At 74.2% G+C, this 18570-nt stretch carries 15 protein-coding genes; 6 read left to right on the top strand and 9 right to left on the bottom strand.

Annotated elements, in window-relative coordinates; genetic code table 11:
* The first annotated feature begins 15 nt into the window (after window positions 1–15).
* Together PUR56_RS30605 and PUR56_RS30600 are read left to right on the top strand one after the other, a co-directional pair.
* Window positions 16–1101 (top strand): LacI family DNA-binding transcriptional regulator, encoded by a 1086-nt coding sequence (locus PUR56_RS30605; protein ID WP_329951357.1) that lies wholly within the window; start codon window positions 16–18, stop codon window positions 1099–1101.
* Window positions 1102–1328: 227 nt separating this feature from the next.
* A complete protein-coding gene (locus tag PUR56_RS30600; protein ID WP_329951356.1) occupies window positions 1329–1763 on the top strand; it encodes a hypothetical protein in 435 nt (144 codons plus the stop codon).
* 124 nt (window positions 1764–1887) lie between these two features.
* Here the strand turns inward: PUR56_RS30600 and PUR56_RS30595 are convergent, their stop codons facing one another.
* Window positions 1888–3942, bottom strand: a complete 2055-nt coding sequence (locus PUR56_RS30595; protein WP_329951355.1) for a DUF2264 domain-containing protein — start codon at window positions 3940–3942, stop codon at window positions 1888–1890.
* Between the two features lie 342 nt (window positions 3943–4284).
* Here PUR56_RS30595 and PUR56_RS30590 point away from each other — a divergent pair, with 342 nt between their 5' ends.
* The 4 genes from PUR56_RS30590 to PUR56_RS30575 all read left to right on the top strand — a co-directional run bounded on the left by PUR56_RS30590 (window position 4285) and on the right by PUR56_RS30575 (window position 8502).
* The gene (locus PUR56_RS30590) at window positions 4285–5631 is read left to right on the top strand and encodes an ABC transporter substrate-binding protein (protein ID WP_329951354.1); all 1347 of its coding nucleotides are present in this window, start codon (window positions 4285–4287) and stop codon (window positions 5629–5631) included.
* Window positions 5632–5633: 2 nt separating this feature from the next.
* On the top strand, window positions 5634–6572 hold the full coding sequence (locus PUR56_RS30585) for a carbohydrate ABC transporter permease (RefSeq protein WP_380520260.1): 939 nt from the start codon (window positions 5634–5636) through the stop codon (window positions 6570–6572).
* The gene (locus PUR56_RS30580; protein ID WP_329877028.1) at window positions 6569–7420 is read left to right on the top strand and encodes a carbohydrate ABC transporter permease; all 852 of its coding nucleotides are present in this window, start codon (window positions 6569–6571) and stop codon (window positions 7418–7420) included. The genes PUR56_RS30585 and PUR56_RS30580 overlap by 4 nt, the downstream gene beginning before the upstream one ends.
* A 101-nt stretch (window positions 7421–7521) precedes the next feature.
* Entirely contained in the window at window positions 7522–8502 is a 981-nt protein-coding gene (locus PUR56_RS30575) for a hydroxyacid dehydrogenase (protein WP_329877063.1), read from the top strand.
* A gap of 60 nt (window positions 8503–8562) precedes the next feature.
* On the opposite strand, the gene PUR56_RS30570 is transcribed toward PUR56_RS30575, so the two are convergent.
* The 8 genes from PUR56_RS30570 to blsG all read right to left on the bottom strand — a co-directional run bounded on the left by PUR56_RS30570 (window position 8563) and on the right by blsG (window position 18479).
* On the bottom strand, window positions 8563–9921 hold the full coding sequence (locus tag PUR56_RS30570) for a M1 family metallopeptidase (protein WP_329951353.1): 1359 nt from the start codon (window positions 9919–9921) through the stop codon (window positions 8563–8565).
* Window positions 9922–10043: 122 nt separating this feature from the next.
* Entirely contained in the window at window positions 10044–10562 is a 519-nt protein-coding gene (locus PUR56_RS30565; protein ID WP_329951352.1) for a nucleoside 2-deoxyribosyltransferase, read from the bottom strand.
* 87 nt (window positions 10563–10649) lie between these two features.
* Window positions 10650–11270, bottom strand: coding sequence for a class I SAM-dependent methyltransferase (locus PUR56_RS30560; RefSeq protein ID WP_329951351.1), 621 nt, complete (start codon window positions 11268–11270; stop codon window positions 10650–10652).
* A gap of 25 nt (window positions 11271–11295) precedes the next feature.
* Window positions 11296–13179, bottom strand: a complete 1884-nt coding sequence (locus tag PUR56_RS30555; protein WP_329951350.1) for a hypothetical protein — start codon at window positions 13177–13179, stop codon at window positions 11296–11298.
* Window positions 13180–13465: 286 nt separating this feature from the next.
* Window positions 13466–14758 carry an MFS transporter gene (locus PUR56_RS30550; protein ID WP_329951349.1) on the bottom strand — a complete coding sequence of 431 codons (1293 nt, stop codon included), beginning with the start codon at window positions 14756–14758 and terminating at the stop codon, window positions 13466–13468.
* Between the two features lie 138 nt (window positions 14759–14896).
* The gene (locus PUR56_RS30545) at window positions 14897–16138 is read right to left on the bottom strand and encodes an ATP-grasp domain-containing protein (RefSeq protein WP_329951348.1); all 1242 of its coding nucleotides are present in this window, start codon (window positions 16136–16138) and stop codon (window positions 14897–14899) included.
* The gene (locus PUR56_RS30540; RefSeq protein WP_329951347.1) at window positions 16135–17316 is read right to left on the bottom strand and encodes a DegT/DnrJ/EryC1/StrS family aminotransferase; all 1182 of its coding nucleotides are present in this window, start codon (window positions 17314–17316) and stop codon (window positions 16135–16137) included. Before PUR56_RS30540 ends, PUR56_RS30545 begins: the two co-directional genes overlap by 4 nt.
* Window positions 17313–18479, bottom strand: a complete 1167-nt coding sequence (blsG, locus tag PUR56_RS30535) for an arginine 2,3-aminomutase (RefSeq protein WP_329877012.1) — start codon at window positions 18477–18479, stop codon at window positions 17313–17315. The genes PUR56_RS30540 and blsG overlap by 4 nt, the downstream gene beginning before the upstream one ends.
* Window positions 18480–18570 lie beyond the last annotated feature (91 nt).

Below are 18570 nucleotides of genomic sequence, written 5' to 3'. Positions count from 1 at the left end.
GCGATGGAGGGCAGGATGACCGCTTCGGGAGAAGAGCGCCGCAGGCTCATCGTGACCGCCGTCGGCGATCTCGGCGGGCAGGTACGGCTGACCGACCTCGCCGACCGACTGGGCATCCCGGCGGTCACGGTCCGCCGCGACGTCGCCATGCTCGCCGACGCCGGCAGACTCAGCCGCTCGCACGGCTTCGTCTCGCTCGACCGGCCCGACGCCGACCGCGCCCCCGCCCGGGGCGGCCTTCGGACCGGCCGGGCCGGACGCACCGTCGGCCTGCTGGTGCCCTCCGTCGGCTCCTACTTCGACGAGGTCATCGCCGGCGCCCGCACGGCCGCCACCGCCGCGGAGGCCCGGCTGGTCCTCGGCATCGCGCCGTACGGCACGGGCGACGACCGGGTGCAGGTGGAACGGCTGCTGGAGTCCGGCGCCGAGGGCCTGCTGCTCGCCCCCGGGCTGCTCCCCGGCCAGGCCCCGGAGGGCTGCGCCTGGCTGGACGCCCTGCCGGTGCCCGCCGTCCTGGTCGAGCGCCGCTCCCCCACCCCGGACGGCCCCGGCTCGCACCTCGACACCGTCGGCTCCGACCACCGCCACGGGGTCCTGAGCGCCCTGCGGCACTTCGCCGGCCTCGGCCACGAGCGCGTCCTGCTGGCCGCCCGGGGCGACTCCTGGACGGCCGAGGAGGTCCGGGCCGGGTACGAGGAGGGCACCCGCCTGCTCGGGCTGCGGCCCCTGCCGACCCTCGACACGCTGGCGCCGACGGGCGTGCCGACCGACCCCGAGCTGCTGTCCGCGCGGATCGCGGAGGCCGCCGCGGAGGGCACCCGGGCGGTGCTCGTCCACAACGACCAGGACGCGATCAGGCTGCCGCCGCTGTTGCGCGCCCGAGGTCTGCGGGTGCCCGACGACGTCGCCCTGATCGCCTACGACGACGTGTTCGCCGCCCTGGCCGCGCCTCCGCTGACGGCCGTCGCCCCGCCGAAGCGCGCCGTCGGGCAGGCGGCGTTCGACCTGCTGCTGCGGCGCCTCGCGGCCGGCCCCGAGCTGCCGGTCCACCGCACCACGCTGCTTCCCGTCCTGCGCGTGCGCACCTCCTGCGGCGGCTGACGCGGCGATCGGCGGGGCCCCGGGACCGCCCGGCCCCGTGCCGGCCGGGCGGTCCGGGCGCAGCCGGTCACGGAACGTTCCTAGGCCGGCCGATCCGGTGACCGACGGTGAAGATGCGTAGGGACCCGGATTGATTACCCATCGATCGTTCGCGTGTCCTGGAGACACGGCGTGGGGCGGGCGCGGCGCCGGGTTCCCACCAACCGCGATCGGCAGAAGGTGACCCCATGGACAGCAGCCCCCACGACACCAGCGCCGCCGACGCCGCCCCGGGCGTCGCGGTCTACCTGCGCTGCTACCCGTTCGACGCGACGGCGATGGAGTGCCACCGCCGGGCCCTGGAGGACCTGGCCGAGGTGCTGGGCCTGCCGGAGCCGCTGCTGTACCTGGACAACGGCCTGCGCGCGTCCGACGGCCTCCCCGCGCTGGAGGGGCTGCTGAGCGGCGTCGCCGCCGGGTGGATCAAGACGGTGCTGGTCCCGGGCCCCTTCGTGTTCTCCATCGACGGGTCCGAGGTGCGGACGGTCGGCGAGCTGCTGGAGCGGCACGGCTGCCGGGTGGTCGAACTGCCGGCGCGCCACGAGCGCGTCCGTCCCGCCGGGACCCGGCCGCCGGTGGGCCCCGCGGCCCACCTCGCGCCGGTCGGCGTCCCGGCCGGCTGACGGCCCGACCCCTCCCCCGCCGGGGCGCGGACGGCGGCAGCCGTCCCGGCGAGCCGGGGCCCGCCCGGACGGGCGGCCGGAGGAGGGGCCGGGACCGAACGGCCGAGGCCCCCCGCGCGCGGGCTCAGCCCTCCCGACCGACGTGGACCGAGCCTGCCCCGATGCGCACCTCCCGCACCTCGCCGTCGGGCCAGCACACCCGCAGCCGCCAGCCGTCACCGGACCGCACGGCGACCTCGACGGCCGCCACGGGAGGCCGGTCGGCGGCGCTGGGCCCGGCGGCGGTGGGCCCGGCGGTGAGCCCGGCAGCGGTGAGCCCGGCGGTGAGCCCGGCAGCGGTGAGCCCGGCGGTGAGCCCGGCGGCACAGACGAGCAGGGCCGGACCGTCCCCGAGGGTGCCGCTCAGGACGGGCAGAGCGGCCTCGGCGCCGAACGCGGTTCCGCCGGGCACGGTCCGCGTCGCGGCCTCGCCGAAGCCGTACAGGGAGCGGAGTCCGCTGGTGAGCCGCCCGTCCGCGCGGACGACGGCGCCGATGGCGAGGCCGGTGCCGGCGCGGTCGTCGGTGCCGGTACCGGTACCGGTGCCCGCGCCGGTGCCGACGACCGCGGCCTCGACGCGCCCGCCGGCGACCGCCCAGCCGCTGTGGCGGACCGCGGTGCCGGAGGCGGCGCCGGTGACCAGGTGGGCGCGGACCTCGTCGGCGCCGCGCACGAGGGTGACCGAGGTGACCGAGACCCCGGGCAGCTCGCGCCCGGCGGCCCGCGGACGGGAGAGGGAGGCGGCCCAGTCGGGTCCGGTGCCGAGCGGGTGGATCCGGCCGCGTTCGGTGGGCTCGCCGTCGACGAGCAGGGCGAGGTGGTTGTCGGCGGGCCCGTCGAGGGTGGGGCCGGTCGCGGTGGAGTGGGCGAGCCGGGCGTAGTGCGGGTTGTCGGGCAGGACCTGGTCGACCGGCTGGTCGTCGCTGCCGTGGTTGTGGAGGCGGACCAGCCCGTCGGCGGCGGTCGACTGGACCAGCCAGCCGGGCCGGGGCAGGGCGAGCACGACGTCGCGGGTCTCGCAGGGCGCGGGCCGCTCGGGCTCCGTCCAGACCGGGTGGCCGGGCGGGAGCAGCAGGCCGAGGAATCCGCTGCCCGCCCAGTAGGGGGACGCGGGACCGGAGTACGGCTGGGTCAGCCGGGGTTCGGGGCCGTGCCAGCCGAGGGTGAGCAGGCCGCGGTCGTCGGCGGCGCCGCGGTCGAGGAAGTACCGCAGGGCGCCGGAGGCCAGCCGGCGGGTGGTGCCGGGGTCGAGCGGGGTCCGGCCGGTGAGGGCGCCGGCCCACAGCGGCGCGGTGGCGGCGAACCGGTAGGTGAGCGAGCGGCCCTGGTGGACGGGCGCGCCGTCGCCGCCGAACAGGTGGGCGTAGCCGGTCAGGTGGGCGGCGAGCCGGTCGCCGTACTCGGCGAGCAGGGGCCGGTCGTCGGCGAGGTGGGCGTGCAGGACGGGGTAGAGGTGCAGGGCCCAGCCGTTGTAGTGGTCGAAGGCGCGGGGGCGGCCGTCGGTGTACCAGCCGTCGCCGAGGTACCAGCGGTCGATCTTCTCCAGGCCTCGCCGCACGGCCGCGCGGGCGTCCTCCTCCTCGATGCCGGCCTCGGCGAGGAAGCCGCCGACCGACAGGGGGAAGATCCACCAGTTGTTGTCGTTGGGCGCGCGGTGCAGGGCGTCGGCGAGCCAGCGGCCGACGCGGTCGCGGACGGCGCCGTCGAGGCGGTCCCAGAGCCAGGGGCGGGTGAGGCGCAGGGCGAAGGCGATCGAGGCGGCCTCGACCATGGCCTGGCCGCGGTCGGTGATCAGGGGCCAGGAGTCGAGGTCGCCGTCGGCCAGGTCGCGTTCGGCGGTCGGGGTGCGGGTGCCGGCGTCGAGCCCGGCGGCGTAGTGCTCCAGCAGTCCGTGCGGGTCGGCGCCGCCGGCGCCGGCGATGCGCAGGGCGGCGGGCAGGAAGGTGCGGGCGTAGCCCTCCAGGCCGTCGGAGCGGCGGCCCGACCAGCTGGGGCGGTCGCCGGGCAGGTCGATCAGCGCGCGGCCGGGGCTCGCGTACGGGCGGACGGCGCCGAGCAGGTCGTCGGCGGCCGCCTCCCAGTGCGCCCTGGTCCAGCCGGTGTGCGGGCTGAGGCGTCGGTCCTCCGGGGGCAGCGGCATGGGGTGTCCTTCGTCGGCGGGTCCGGGGCGGGCGGGCCCCTGTGCGGAATCTAGGAACCGACTGATCATTCGTCAAGACCGTCGGATCAAATGAACAGCTTGATCAGATTGTGACGTTGCGGAATCCACCTCGCCGGGCCGACGTTCACGCAGCTCACGGGCCTGATGATCGGACCCTGACGACGACCGGTCAACTGATCGGATCGGATCATTCGATCCAGATGCCTTGACGCCGATCGACAACCTGCTCAGGATGACAGCCAGTCGCCCCCACCCTCACGAGTCCGGCCCGGACCGACGCCCCCGTCCCGGAACCGTGACGCCCCTCTTAGGAGCTGTGCCATGCGCTCACTCGTGCCCTCCCGTCGCAGAGCCCTGCGCGCCGCCGCCACCGCCACCGCCGCCGCGCTCTGCGTGAGCCTGCTGGCCGCCTGCGGAAGCGACGCCAAGAGCTCGGCCGGCGCCGACGACGGCAAGCCCGTCACCCTCACCTTCTGGGGCTGGGCCAAGGGCACCAAGGAGGTGGTGGCCGCCTTCAACGCCGGCCACCCGAACATCCAGATCACCTTCGAGGAGATCCCCGCGGGCAACGCCGGCGGCTACGCCAAGCTCTCCAACGCCGTCAAGGCCGGCAACGCCCCCGACGTGTTCAACGTCGAGTACCCGCAGCTGCCCGACTTCGTCAGCCAGGGCGCCGTCCAGGACATCAGCAAGCTCGTCGGCGCCGACCTGAAGGCCAGGTACCTGCCGCAGGCCACCGAGCTCACCTCCCTCGGCGGCCGGACCTGGGCCCTGCCGCTGGACGCCGCACCGCAGGCGTTCTACTACCGCAAGGACCTCTTCGAGAAGGCCGGCATCACCGCGCCGAAGACCTGGGACGAGTTCCGCACCGCCGCGCAGAAGCTCAAGACCGCCCAGCCCGACGCCCGCATCGCGACCTTCTTCCCCGACGACCCCACCACCTTCGAGGCCATGGCCTGGCAGAACGGCGCACGCTGGTTCACCGCCGCCGACGACGCCTGGAAGGCCGACCTCACCGGACCCGAGACGAAGAAGGTCTCCGCGTACTGGCAGCAGCTGATCGACGAGGACCTCGTCCACGTCCAGCCCTCCTTCAGCCAGCAGTGGACCGCCTCCCTCCAGAAGGGCGAGACCGCCGGCTACCTCGGCGCCTCCTGGGGCGGCGGCGTCCTGAAGTCCAACCTCGGCACCACCCCCGACATCAACGGCAAGTGGGCGGTCGCCCCCATGCCCACCTGGGACGGCAACCCCGCCAGCGGCATGCTCGGCGGCACCACCTTCGCCGTCTCCAAGGACAGCAAGAAGGCCAAGGCCGCCGTCGAGTTCGCCACCTGGGCCACCACCACCGCCGACGGGTTCAAGGCCCGCATCGCCTCCGGCACCTCCTCCGCCTTCCCCGCCGCCACCGAGCTCGTCCCCGTCGCCAAGCAGGCCTTCAACACCGACTTCTACGGCGGCCAGGACCTCTACGCGGTGTTCCCGGACGCCGCCAGGTCCATCAAGCCCGGCTGGACCTGGGGGCCGGTCATGGGCCTCACCAACGGCTCGCTGAAGGACTCCTTCGGCAAGGTCGCCGGCCGGACCGGCACCATCGACGACGCCCTGGCCGCCGCCCAGCAGGCCACCCTCGCCGAGTTCAAGAACCGCGGGCTGAAGGTCGCCCAGTGACGATCCGCACCACCCGCACCGGGACCGCCCGCGCCGCCGCCACCGCGCGGCGCGGGCGGTACGGGGCCCCGGCCGTCCTGCTCGCCCCGTTCCTCCTGCTCTTCACGGCCTGCACCCTCGTCCCGATCGGCTACGCGGTCCGGCTCAGCCTCTTCACCGAGCGCCACTCGGGACTCGGCTTCGGCGGCACCGAGACCGTCTTCACCGGCCTCGGCAACTACACCCGGGCCCTGGAGGACGAGGCCTACCGCGAGGGCTTCCTCACCATCGCCCGGTACTGCCTGCTCTACATCCCGCTGATGGCCGGCTTCGCACTCGTCCTCGCCCTGCTGCTGGACTCCGCGCTGACCCGCGCGAAGCGGTTCTTCCAACTCGCGCTGTTCATCCCGCACGCCGTCCCCGGCATCATCGCGGCGCTGATCTGGATGTACCTCTACACCCCCGGCATCAGCCCGGTGCTCGACGCCCTGGAGACCCTCGGCACCCGGCCCGACCCGCTCGGGAACCCCCTGCCCGCCGTGGTCAACATGGCCCTGTGGCAGTGGACCGGCTACAACATGGTCATCTTCTACGCCGCGCTCCAGGCCATCCCCCGCGAGGTGCTGGAGGCCGCCGTGGTCGACGGCGCCGGCCCGCTGCGCACCGCCCTGAGCATCAAGATCCCGCTCATCAAGCCCTCGCTCGCCATGGTCGGCCTGTTCACCGTCATCGGCTCGCTCCAGCTCTTCACCGAACCGATGATCCTGCACGGCACCGCACCGGGCGTGGTCTCCACATGGACCCCCAACATGTACGCCTACACCGCCGCCTTCGAGCGGGGCGACTACGGCCTGGCCGCCGCCTCCTCGGTGCTGCTCGCCCTCGCCGCCGCCCTGCTGTCCTTCGCGGTCACCCGGGCCACCCGCAGCCGTTCCGACCGCCGGAAGGAGGCCGCGGCATGAGCACCCCCCGCCGCCCCTGGACCCTCTCCGGGACCGCCGTCAACGGCACCCTCGTCCTGGCCACCGTCTACACCCTGCTGCCGCTCGGCTGGCTGCTGACCGCAGCCGCCAAGAACACCGCGGACCTCCTCGGCGGCAACGCCCTGACCCCCGACAACATCAACCTCGGCCGGAACCTGCACGACCTCGCCACCACCGGCGACGGCATCTACTTCCGCTGGTACCTCAACTCCCTGCTCTACGCCGGGTTCGGCTCCGTGCTCTGCGCCCTGGTCTGCGTCGCCGCCGGCTACGCCTTCCACGTCTACGACTTCCCCGGCAAGGAGAAGGTGTTCGGACTGGTGCTGCTCGGCGTCCTGGTGCCCACCACCGCGCTCGCCCTGCCGATGTACCTGCTCGCCTCCGAGCTCGGCATCGTCAACACCTTCTGGGCGGTCTTCCTGCCCTCCCTGGTCAACCCCTTCGGGGTCTACCTCGCCCGGGTGTTCTGCGCCGGCTACGTCCCCGGCGAGGTCCTGGAGGCCGCCCGGGTGGACGGGGCCGGCGAGCTGCGCACCTTCTGGTCGATCGGGCTGCGCATGGTCATGCCCGGCTTCGTCACCGTGGTGCTGTTCCAGTTCACCGCGATCTGGAACAACTTCTTCCTGCCGCTGGTGATGCTCTCCGACAACGAGCTCTTCCCGGTCAGCCTCGGCCTCTTCACCTGGAACGCCCAGACCAAGGCCTTCCCCGAGTACTACCCGCTGGTCGTCACCGGCGCGCTCCTCGCCGTCGTCCCGCTCATCCTCGCCTTCGTGCTGCTCCAGCGGCACTGGAAGGCCGGACTCACGGCGGGGAGCGTCAAGTGAACCCCGCCGCCCACGCCGACCCCGAGGGAACGAACACCATGCCCCACCCCCCGGCGGCCGAGGGGGCCGGCGCGGTGCGCCGCCCCCGCGCCGTGCTCGCCATGCAGCGGGACCTCACCGGCCGCCTGATCGACGAGCACACCATGGCCCGTCTCAGCGCCCTGGCCGACCTCGACCCGGCGCTCGTCCTCGACGACTTCACCACCCCCGAGGCCGCCACCGCCCTCGCCGGGGCCGAGGTGATCGTCTCCGGCTGGGGCTGCCCCCCGATCGACGAGGCCGTCCTCGCCGCCGCCCCCCGGCTGCGCGCCGTCATCCACGCCGCGGGCTCCGTCAAGCACCACATCACCGACGCCTGCTGGCACCGCGGCATCCAGGTCACCTCCGCCGCCTGGGCCAACGCCCTCCCCGTCGCCGAGTACACCGTCGCCGCCGTCCTGCACGCCAACAAGCAGCTGCTGCGCATCCGCGAGGACTACCGGACCCGCCGCGCCCCGTACGACTGGCAGGCCGCCTACGCCGACGCGGGCAACTACCGGCGCACCGTCGGCATCGTCGGCGCCTCCCGGATCGGCCGCCGGGTCCTCGAACTCCTGCGCCCCCACGACCTCGACCTGCTCCTCCACGACCCGTACGTGGAACCGGCCGAGGCCGCCCGCCTCGGCGCCCGCTCCGTCGGGCTCGACGAGCTGTGCGCGGAGAGCGCCGTGGTCAGCGTCCACGCCCCCGAGCTCCCCGACACCCACCACCTGATCGACGCCCGGCGGCTCGCCCTGATGCCCGACGGCGCCACCCTCGTCAACACCTCCCGCGGCTCCCTCGTCGACCAGGACGCCCTGGTCCGCGAGCTGACCACGGGGCGGCTCGACGCCGTCATCGACGTCACCGTCCCCGAGGTGCTGCCGCCCGACTCCCCGCTGTACGACCTGCCCAACGTCGTGCTCACACCGCACATCGCGGGCTCGCTCGGCCGCGAGCTGCACCGGATGGCCGCCGCCGCGGCCGACGAGCTCGCCCGCTACACCGCCGGACAGCCGTTCGCCCACCCGGTCCACGCCGAGGACGCCCACCGCACGGCGTGAAGCGCGCCGTCCACGGCCCGCCGCCGCCCGACCGACCCGACCCGGGTCCTCGGGCGGCGGTCAGCCGTCGATCCGGTGGGCGGCCCAGAACGGGGCCAGGTCCTCGGCGGTGGCGGCCTGGGCCGCGGCCTTGAACGCCGGGGTGCTGCTCACGCCGTACCAGTGCTCGCGGACGTAGCCGCGGAGCAGGTCGGCCATCGCCCCGGCGCCGATCAGCCGGCGCAGGTCGTGCAGCGCGCACCCGCCGTACCCGTAGACGACCTCCCCGTACCGGGCCGGGTGGTCGTCCCAGTACGCCATGCCGTTGGTGATCCGCTCCTGCGGCGACGACCACGCGACGGAGTTCCAGCAGTCCGCCCCGTCCCGGCCGAGGGCCAGGTCCGTGGCGTACTCGGCGAACGACTCGTCCAGCCAGGGCCGGCCGTACTGGTCGTCTCCGACGACGCCGTACCACCACTGGTGCGCGACCTCGTGGACGAGCGCGGTCGTGTTCACCCGGTCCAGGACGAATCCCGGGTACTCCATGCCGCTGAACCAGAGGTCGTCGTCCAGGACGGCGTCCAGCTCCGCGTACGGGTAGGCGCCGAACGCCCGGGAGTGCGCGTCCGTCGCGGACACCGCGACGGCCAGTATCGCCCGCGCGTCCTCCGCCCCGACGCCGGCCACCGTGTGGACGTTGACCACCACCCCGCCCGCGGAGACGCCCGAGACGGTGCCGAACGGGCCCGCGGCCCACGCGAAGTCGCGCACCTGCCGGGCGGTCGCCGTGGTGACGGTGCGTCCCGCGGAACCCGGGGCCCCGGTCGACGTGCCGGTGGCCGGCACCCCCAGGCCGGACGGGTGGTCCAGGGCGACGGTGAAGTCCGCGGCCAGGGTGTAGAAGGACTCCCCGGTGTCGGTGAACGGGTCGAGGTGCCAGCCCGCGGCGTCCCGCACCGCGAGCACCGGAAGCGCGTTGCCGAAGTAGCTGTACGCCCCGTGCCGTCCGAACCGGTCGGCGCTGTCCGCGCGTTCGGGGGCCCGGACGGTCAGGTCGAAGCCGATCGTGTGCCGGTCCCCGGGACCGAGCGGGACCGGCAGGGTGACCCGCAGCGCGGTGCAGCCCACCGAGAACGCGTCCCCGGCGGCTCCGACCAGGCCCGTCACCGTGACCGCCGGCTCCGCGCAGCCCCCGTGCGCGTTGCCCCACAGGCGGAGCTGGACCTCCCGGAGCGGTTCCGGGGAGTCGTTGGTGAAGCTCACCTCCTCGTGCCCGGACCACCGGCCTCCCGCGGAGTCACCGGTCAGCGCGACCGTGTAGACCGCCGCCGCCGGTGTCGGGGCCGGGGCCGGCTCGTGCCGCCGGCCGCCGGGCGGCACGAAGCCAGTGGCGGTGGCGGTCAGGGCGAGGCAGGCCAGGACGGCCGGCAGGATCCGCACGGACCTGCCGCGCTCCCCGGGGACCGGCCGGGGCGGGGCGGTGGACGAGGCCGTGAAAGGGGTCGTGGACGGGTGGGCCGGGCTCCGGCCTGAGCCGGAGCCCGACCCCGGGCGGTCGACGGTCACCGGCCGCCTTCGCCCTCCCGCAGGCGCAGCACCGCCCGCTCGACCGCCCGGTCGACGGCGGGCAGGCAGGCGGCGATGTCCGTGTGGACCACGTACTCCACCGACGCCACCGTGTGCAGGCCCTGCACCAGGAAGGTGTACTCCCTGCCGCGTTCCAGCAGCAGGACGATCGGCTTGCCGAAGGCACTCGCCCAGCCGATCTCGATGTGGGTGCCCGGGGAGGCCGGATGGCCCGGCAGCGCGACGAAGACGTCGGCCTTGCGGATCTCGTCCTGGTCGAGCCGGGTGCACTGCTCGGGCCGCATCAGCTCCGCGCCCCACGCCTCGCGGCGGTGGGCGTTGTGCACGGAGAGTCCCTGTGCCTCGAAGTGCTTGATCAGGACGTCGAACGGGGCCCGGGCGTCGGCCGGCATCTCGCCGGTCTCCGGGTCCAGGAGCTGGATGAACGGGCCGGCGAGGAAGATCGATCGGATGCCGAGGTCGGGGCGGGAGCCATCGGGCAGCGTGACGGTCATGGGAGTACCTCCGGGGCGGCGCCGGTGCGCGGTGTCGGGTGAGGGCCGACCGGCGGAGCGGTCGTGGACGGCGGGCGGTGTGCCGGGTCAGTCCTTGCGGAAACACTGGATGAAGGCGTCACCGGTGGTGCCGCCGTGGGTGTACTCCGTGGTGTCGTAGGCGACGAACGGGTGCCGCTCGACCCGGATCGACCGGAAGTGCGGCAGGTACTGCCAGCGCAGCTCCGGCTTGGTGCTGAAGAACGGGATGAACACGCCGCCGGGCCGCAGCACCCGGACGACCTCCGGCATGGTCCTGGCCCACAGCTCGGCGTCCGTCCAGACGTCCATGTCGAGGGCCGGGTCGAAGAACATCCCGTCGATGCTCTCGGACGGCAGGTCGAAGACCCGCTCGAAGAAGTTGCCGCGCTCGACGGTCAGGTTGTCGGGCACCCGGGGGTGCCGGGCCCGGAAGAGGTCCTCGACCTCGTCGAAGAGTTCGAGCACGGTGTGGCTGCGGGTCGCCGGGTTGCCGGCGATGCGCAGCGCGGACAGGCCGAGGCCGAGTCCCACCTCGTAGAAGTCCCGGCCGTACTCGCAGAGCATGTCGGCGCTGGCCCACATGAGGTCCCGCTCCCAGGCCTGCATGGCCTGCTCGCCGCCGATGCTGAGGGTCACCTCGCCGTTCTGCTCGATCAGTTCGATGGCCGGCTTGGTCTGGCTCTCCATGGTTCTCCCTGGGGTTGCGGGTGGGTCAGGCGCTCCGGGGGACGACCCCGAAGTGGCGCCGGGCCGTCGAGACGGCGAGGTCCTGCACGGCGAACACCGTGAAGTAGTAGGCCTGCGGGGCCGTGCCGGGGGCGAACCGCACACGGAACGCGACGTCCTCGGCCTGTCCGCCGGGGAGCTTGAGCCTGGTGGTGGCCGGCTCCACGGTGGTGTCCTCGCGCAGGTAGGTCGGGACGAAGAGCCCCAGCCGGACCGGGCCGGAGCGGGCCGCGGTGACCGTGGCCCGGACCTCCAGCACCCCGCCCTGTTCGACCTCGTCCGCGGCGTGGGCGAGCAGCGCGGGAGCGTCCGGGACCCGGAAGGTGACGTCGCCGCACCGCATGCAGACGGCGCAGGTGGTGTCCAGGATCTGCGGGAGCAGCCCGCGCCGGGTGAACTCCTGCGCGGGGCGGCCGCAGTGGCAGGTGACCTCCCGGACCTGCGGATCCAGGCTGCTCCGGTCCCCGAAGTGCGCCGGGTAGTTCATGAGCTCGGTCTCGGGGTCGGCCGCGACCTGCTCGGTGATCACGTGGTCGAGGGACTGCAGGTCCGCCGTGAGCGAGGCGTGGATCTGCTCGGGCGACTGGTCGGCGAGATGCGTGGGCCGGGCCACCCAGAGGTCCACCTTGCGGGCCAGTTTGGTCAGCCGGGGCCGGAGCGGGTGGTTGTGCGGCAGCAGGTCGGACGCGAGGTAGGCGGTCAGCCGCCGGCCCACGGTGAGCAGCAGCGCGTCGGGCCGGTGGTCCGCCGGGGCCGGGGGCGGCGGGGTGTCCTCCGGTGCGCCCGGCAGTCCGAACCGCATGAACGCCGGGTAGGGGTGCGAGCCCGCCAGACTGGCGTTGAGGGTGTCGACGGAGTCGGCGCCGAGGAGGGCGCCGTGCATCCAGGCGACGTTCTCCGGCCGGTCGGAGTCGTGCACCGACACGGCCGACACCACCGTGCGGGCCGGGCCGTCGAGCGCGTTGAGCAGCAGCTGGTACTTCGGGTCGTACAGGGCGAGGTCCGCGAGCGGGCCGCTGTTGCAGGCGCTGAGCACCACCTCGACGGCCTCCACCCGGTTGAGGGGCACCAGCTTGTCCTCGGGCTTGTAGCAGGGGAGTCCGTACGCGCAGCGCGGGCCGAGCAGTCCGGGCACGGCGCGGGCCGTGCCGTTGAGGCCGCAGATGGTGAACTCGCCGAGGTTGACGCTGTCGTCCTTGCCGTGCCCCTGGAAGGCCACCCGCCGCCACCGGGTGCCGAGGATCTCCGCCTGGATGTCCGAACGCTCGAAGTCGCGGTCGTCGAAGACCTGGACGCCGGGCAGCCGCGGGGGCCGGTCGGTGTCGGTGAACAGGCCCAGCGCGTCGACGTCCAGGGCCGGTTCCGCGTACTGCTTGGCCACGTTCCAGACCACCGAGTCGCCGTCCCGGCCGCTCAGCAGCGTCAGCCCGTGCCGCGGGCCGCGGTAGGTGGCCATCAGCAGGGCCCGGACGGGGTCGAGGGTGAGCCGGTCGTAGCAGCCGACGACCAGCAGCGAGCCGGCGTGCCGGGCCCGGAACGCCGGGAGGTCCGCCAGTTCCTCCTCGGACACCCAGGTCCGGGCGAGCGGGCGGGCCAGCTCGGCGAGCCCCGCGGGCAGGTCGGCCGCGCCGAGGACGACTCCGACGTCCAGCGGGTGGGGTCGCCGCAGGCCGCCGTACAGCCGGCCCGCGAGCTCGACACCGGCTGCCAGGTCGGCGCGGTCCTCGGTCGCGACGGGCACCGGCGAGAGTTCCGGAGCGTCCAGGAACTCCCGGACGGCCTGGGGTAATTGCTGCCGGGTGACCTGGCGGAACAGGGGCTTCGGCGCGGACGGCCCGTCGGGCCGCCGGTCGGTGAGGGCTGTACTCATGAGGGACCACCTCGGGTCGTCCGCGCCGGGAGGGCGGGAGGGAAGGGAGCGGCTCGGGGCACGAGCCGACGACGGGTGAACGGGTCGACGGGCCGGCGGAGGCGGGAGCGCCTGCGTGGCCGGAGGGAGCCGGGGGGACGGTGCGGGCCGGGGGGACGGCCGGGACTGCGGGGCCGGCGGGGGCTCCGCGGACCGCGGGCCCCGCACGGGTGGCGCGGGCCGCACAGGCCGGCGGGGCCGGAGGGGCCGGACCGGCGGCCTACCACGGGGGTCGCGGGCCCGGCCGTCACGCCGCACACTCCACCAGCGGGGCCGGCCGACGGGCCAGCAACCCCCGGCAGGCGAAGGCCAGTCCGGCGGCGGCCAGGGCGGTGCAGGTCGCCACCGCGAAGACCGCCCGCGGCCCGAACGGGTCCATCAGCAGGCCGCCGACCTGCTGGCCCAGTGCGTCGCCCAGGACGGTGGCGAGCGACGCCCAGGTGAACGCCTCCGCCAACGACCGGCCGTCGGCGATGGCGCTCACCAGGGTCATCTCACTGGCGGACACCAGGGCGATGGGCGCGCTGCCCACCGCGAGGGCCAACGCCAGGCCCACCTGGGAGCCGGCGAGCAGCGTCAGCCCCGTCCCGAGGGCGTACGCCAGCAGCAGGCGCGGGAAGCGCACCTGGGGAGGCACCCGGGACTGCGAGCGGCCGAGCCAGAGGGCGCCCAGGGCGCTGCCGATCCCCCAGCACGCGTACACCACGCCCGCACCGCCGGGGGCCCCGTGCCGGGCGACGAAGGCCGGGATCGCCAGGGTCAGCAGCCCGACGGGCACCGCGGAGACGGCCATGACGGCCGCCAGCGCGAGCAGGGCCGGTTCGCGCAGCGGACCCAGCAGGCCGCCCCGGTCCTTCGGGCCGCCCGGGTCCTTCGGATCGTTCCCGCCACCCGGGCCACCCGGGCCGTCCGGGCCGTCCGGGGCGGACGCCTCGGCGCCGTCGGTGCCGGGGGGCAGCCGGGTGTGCGCGAGCCCCAGCGTGCCCAGGCCGCCGAGCACCGCGACCGTCGTCAGCGCCAGGCCCGCCGAACCGACCAGCATCAGCGCCGCCAGCATCAGCGGCGCGCCGATCACCAGGACTTCGGTGAGCAGGGCCTCCCAGAGGTAGGCCGTCTCGCGCTCCTCCTCCCGGAGGGGCAGCCGCGCCCAGAGCGAGCGCATGCAGGCGTTCGCCGGCGGCAGCACCACCCCGGCGACGACCGCCACCACCGGCTGCGCCCACCCGCCGGGGCGGGTGACCCAGACCAGGACGGCGAGCGCCGCCGGGTACGCGAGAGCCGTGGCGGTCAGCACCGTCGCACGCCCGCGCCGGTCGAGGCGGCGGGCGATCAGCGGACTGCCGAGGGCCATCCCGAGGGTGTACAGCGCGGCGACCAGACCGGCCTGGGCGTAGCTGCCGCCCTGCTCACGGACCGTCAGCACGACGGCCAGCGACATCAGGTAGACCGGCAGCCTGGAGACGACGCTCCACCAGGCCGCGCCGGCCACCCGGGGTCGGGTGAGCAGGTCGAGGAAGCGACGGGGCAGGCCGCTGGTCACGTGGTCGGTCTCCGTTCCGTGGCCGCCCGGGGGCGGCGGGGGTCGGTGGTGCGGCCCCTGCCCGCGGACGACGCGAGCGAGGCGGGTGGTGCGGGTGGTGCGGGTGGTGCGGGTGGCACTGCTCGCGCGCGCGTGGGATCAGAGCGGGACGGGGTCGGTCTCCCGCTCCGGCAGCACCTCGATCGTGAACCGGTCGAGCACCTCGCGCATCCGGGCCTCCACCTCCTCCACCGACCCTCCCACGACATGGGCGTAACCCGAGGCGTTGTGCGACGCCCGACGGGCCGTCACCGCGTCACCGGCGGCGACCTTGAGCACGGCGTCGACGACCCCCGGCATCCCCAGGATCTCCTCGCGGGACGTGATCCGCCCGACCCTGCCGGACCCGGGCAGCGGCAGCAGCAGGTCGCCCGCACAGCGGCGCTCCCGGTAGGCGAGGTCCGGGCGGCGGCCGAGGTAGACCGCCAGGGTGGCCCCGAACACGTCGAAGCCGTACGCGTGGCCGTGGTTGGCGGGGATCTCGCAACCCGCGAGCCGCACGCCGATCTCCCCCGCGTACACCTCGCCGTCGATCAGGAAGAACTCCATGTGCGCGTACCCGTGGTCGACGCCCGTCCCGGTGACGATGCGCTGGACCAGCGCCCGCAGGTCGACCGGCGGGCCGTCCCCGGTGCCGACGCTGATGTTGGCGTTCATCGCCCCGTCGACGATGTCCAACGGGCGGCAGGGCATCGCGCTCGGCCACGCGTCCAGGACCTCGCCGTCGAGGATGAGCGCGCACACCTCCCACTCGGTGCCGCCGAGGTGCTCCTCCACCATCCAGTTCCGCGCGCCGAGGTCGATCCCCGCGAGGTCGCCCGGCCCGGTGAGCCGGTGGGTGTCCACGCAGGCGAACGAGTCCACCGGCTTGAGCACCACCGGCCAGCCGTGCCGGGCGGCGAACCGCCCGACCTCCTCGGCCGACCGGACCCGCGCGAACTCCGCAGTCCGCAGGCCGAGTTCACGGAAGCGCTCCTTCATGGCGGCCTTGTCCCGGACCAGGACCACCTGCTGTTCGGTCAGGTGCGGGAGGCCCGCCAGCTCCGCGAACCGCTGGGCCACCGCCTGCCGGGGCTCCGACGGATTGCAGAACCGGCTCGGGGCCGTCGGCAGCCCGGCCGCCCACTCCCGGTAGCGCTTCGCCTCCTCCTGCGCCGGCACGTCCTCGCGCACCCAGAAGGCGGGCAGGTGCGCGGTCTCCAGCAGGTAGTCCTCGGGCAGGTCCGGCGCCGTCCCGGCGAACCTCAGCAGGACCAGCCGGCCGGCCAGCTCCCGGGCCGCGTAGCGGGTGAACGAGGACGGCCGGTCGTCCACCATCAGCAGCACCTCGGCGTCGGTCACACCGCCTCCAGCGTCTGGCGGACGGCCTTGGCCGCGAGGGCCTGCTCCTCCTCGGACAGTTCCGGGGAGAGCGGCACGCACAGGGTGCGGTCCAGGAGGTCCCTGGTCCGTGCGAAGCCGTCGCGGCTGAGCGCGAGCGGGCCCTCGGGCGCGTGGTTCCACGGAAAGCCGTCGCGGTAGAGCGAACGCCGGCCGGTGAGCACCGGATGGTCGGGCAGCAGGTACTTCCCGAGCGTCCAGTTGGCGATCCCCGCCGCGGTGAGCGCCGCCACCGAGGCGTCCCGCAACTCCCTGCTCTCGCACCGGAACCGCAGGCTGACCTTCACGTCCCCGGCGGCCCGGGGCCGCACCACCAGGTCGGACCGGTTCGGCAGCTCGGCCATGGCGATGGCGTACATCCGCTCCAGGCCGGCGAGCAGCTCGTCGAGATGCCGGAACTGCTGGCACTGGACGGCCGCGACCTGCTCGCTGGTCACGAAGTTCTCGCCGAAGTGGGCGTCCCGGTTCCACGTCGGGTAGTGCCCCGGCACCCGGGCCGAGCCGTGGTCGTGGTAGCGGCGCATGGTCGCCCAGGCGTCCTCGTCGTTCGTGACGAGCAGCCCGCCCTCGCCCGAGGTGAGGACCTTGTTGTGGTGGAAGCTGAACGTCCCCGCGTACCCGGCCGTCCCGACGTACCGGCCGTCGGGGAACCGGGCACCGAGGGACTGGGCGCAGTCCTCGACGAGGTACGGCACACCCACCGGCAGGGGTGCCACGGTGCCCTCCATGTGGGCCGTGATCACCCGCTGCGCGTCGGGCGGCAGCAGGGTCGGGTCCATCGAGAGCGAGTCGTCGGCGTCGACCAGCACCGGGACCAGACCGCAGGACAGCACCGCGCCGGCCACCGCGACGAAGGTGACCGCCGGGATGTGGACCAGGTCGCCGATGGCGGGCCGGGTGGAGATCAGCGCCAGCCGCAGCGCCTCCGTGCAGTTGTGGACCGCCAGGGCGTGGCCCGCGCCCAGCCGCTCGACGACGCTGCGCTCCAGCCGGGAGGCCATGCTCTCGGTCTCGGTCTGGTAGCGGAACAGGACCTGGTGCTCGATCACCTCCTGCAGCTCCGCCATGTCGGACCAGTCGAGGTAGTTCGCTCCGTAGGGCAGGAAGCGCTGCCCGAGCCGCTTGTCGAGAGAGCTCATGGGGTGTCTGACTCCGTGATCGGCTGCGCCGTACCGTCGACGACCATCTCCTGGCCTCGGTAGTTGCGGAGCAGCAGGCCGTCGGGGGTGGGGGTGTAGGAGGGCTGCGCGATGGGGATCTTGCCGATCTTCGTCGTCAGCACGTACTGGGGGACGCCGAACCCGGTGATGTGGCCCTGGAGGCCGGCCATGATCTCCCAGCCCTTCTCCACGGACGTCATGAAGTGCGAGACCCCGGTGACGTTGTCGCAGTGGTAGAGGTAGTAGGGCCGGACCCTGATCCGCAGCAGCTCGGTCATCAGGGTGCGCATGGTGTCGACGTCGTCGTTGATCCCGCGCAGCAGCACCGTCTGGTTCCCGACCGGGATCCCGTGCCGGAGCAGGCGGTCCACGGCCGCCGCGGCCTCCGGGGTGATCTCCTTCGGGTGGTTGAAGTGGGTGTTCAGCCAGACCGGGTGGTACCGGGCGAGCATCGAGCAGAGCCCCTCGGTGATCCGCTGCGGCAACAGCACCGGGAACCTGCTGCCGATCCGGATGATCTCCACGCTGGGGATCGCGCGGAGCCCGGCGATGATCTCCTCCAGCTTGCCGTCCTGGTAGGACAACGGGTCGCCGCCGGTCAACAGCACGTCCCGGATCTCCGGGTGGTCCGCGATGTACCGCAGGTCCTCGTCGTACGAGCCGCCCTCGTCGTCGCGGAAGTAGGTGCCCTCGACGTCGGTCGTGTGGAACTTGCGCGTGCAGTGGCGGCAGTAGACCGGGCACGCCTCGGTGACCAGCATGATCACCCGGTCCGGGTACTTGTGCACCACCCGGTTGGTCTTGCGGTAGAAGGTGTCGCCGACCGGGTCGACCTCGGCCCCGGGGAACTCCATCAGCTCGCCGAGCGCCGGCACCGCCTGCAGCCGGACCGGGCAGGCCGGGTCGTCCGGGTCCATCAGCGACGCGTAGTAGGGGGTGACGCTCCAGCGGTACTTGCCCGCCACCCCGGTGATGGCCTTCTCCTCGTCGACGCTGAGGTTGATCCACTGCCGGGCCTTGTCGGCGGTGGTGATGCGCCGGCGCATGTGCCAGCGCCAGTCGTCCCAGTCGGTCTCGGGGACCCTGGGGCGGATCAGTTCGGGGCGGGTGGCAGCCGTGGGTTCGCGGAGGGTGTCGGACATGGCGGCTCCAGCACGAGGCGGGCGACGTGGGCGAGGGGGGCGGTACCGGCGTGGCCGGACCGGCGGGCTGACGAGGTGACGGGACGGACCG

The organism is Streptomyces sp. BE303, from assembly GCF_036290945.1.
In the GTDB taxonomy this organism is placed as follows: Bacteria; Actinomycetota; Actinomycetes; order Streptomycetales; family Streptomycetaceae; genus Kitasatospora.
Note: the sequence above shows the minus strand (reverse complement) of the source record. Positions and strands in the feature narration are given on the sequence as shown.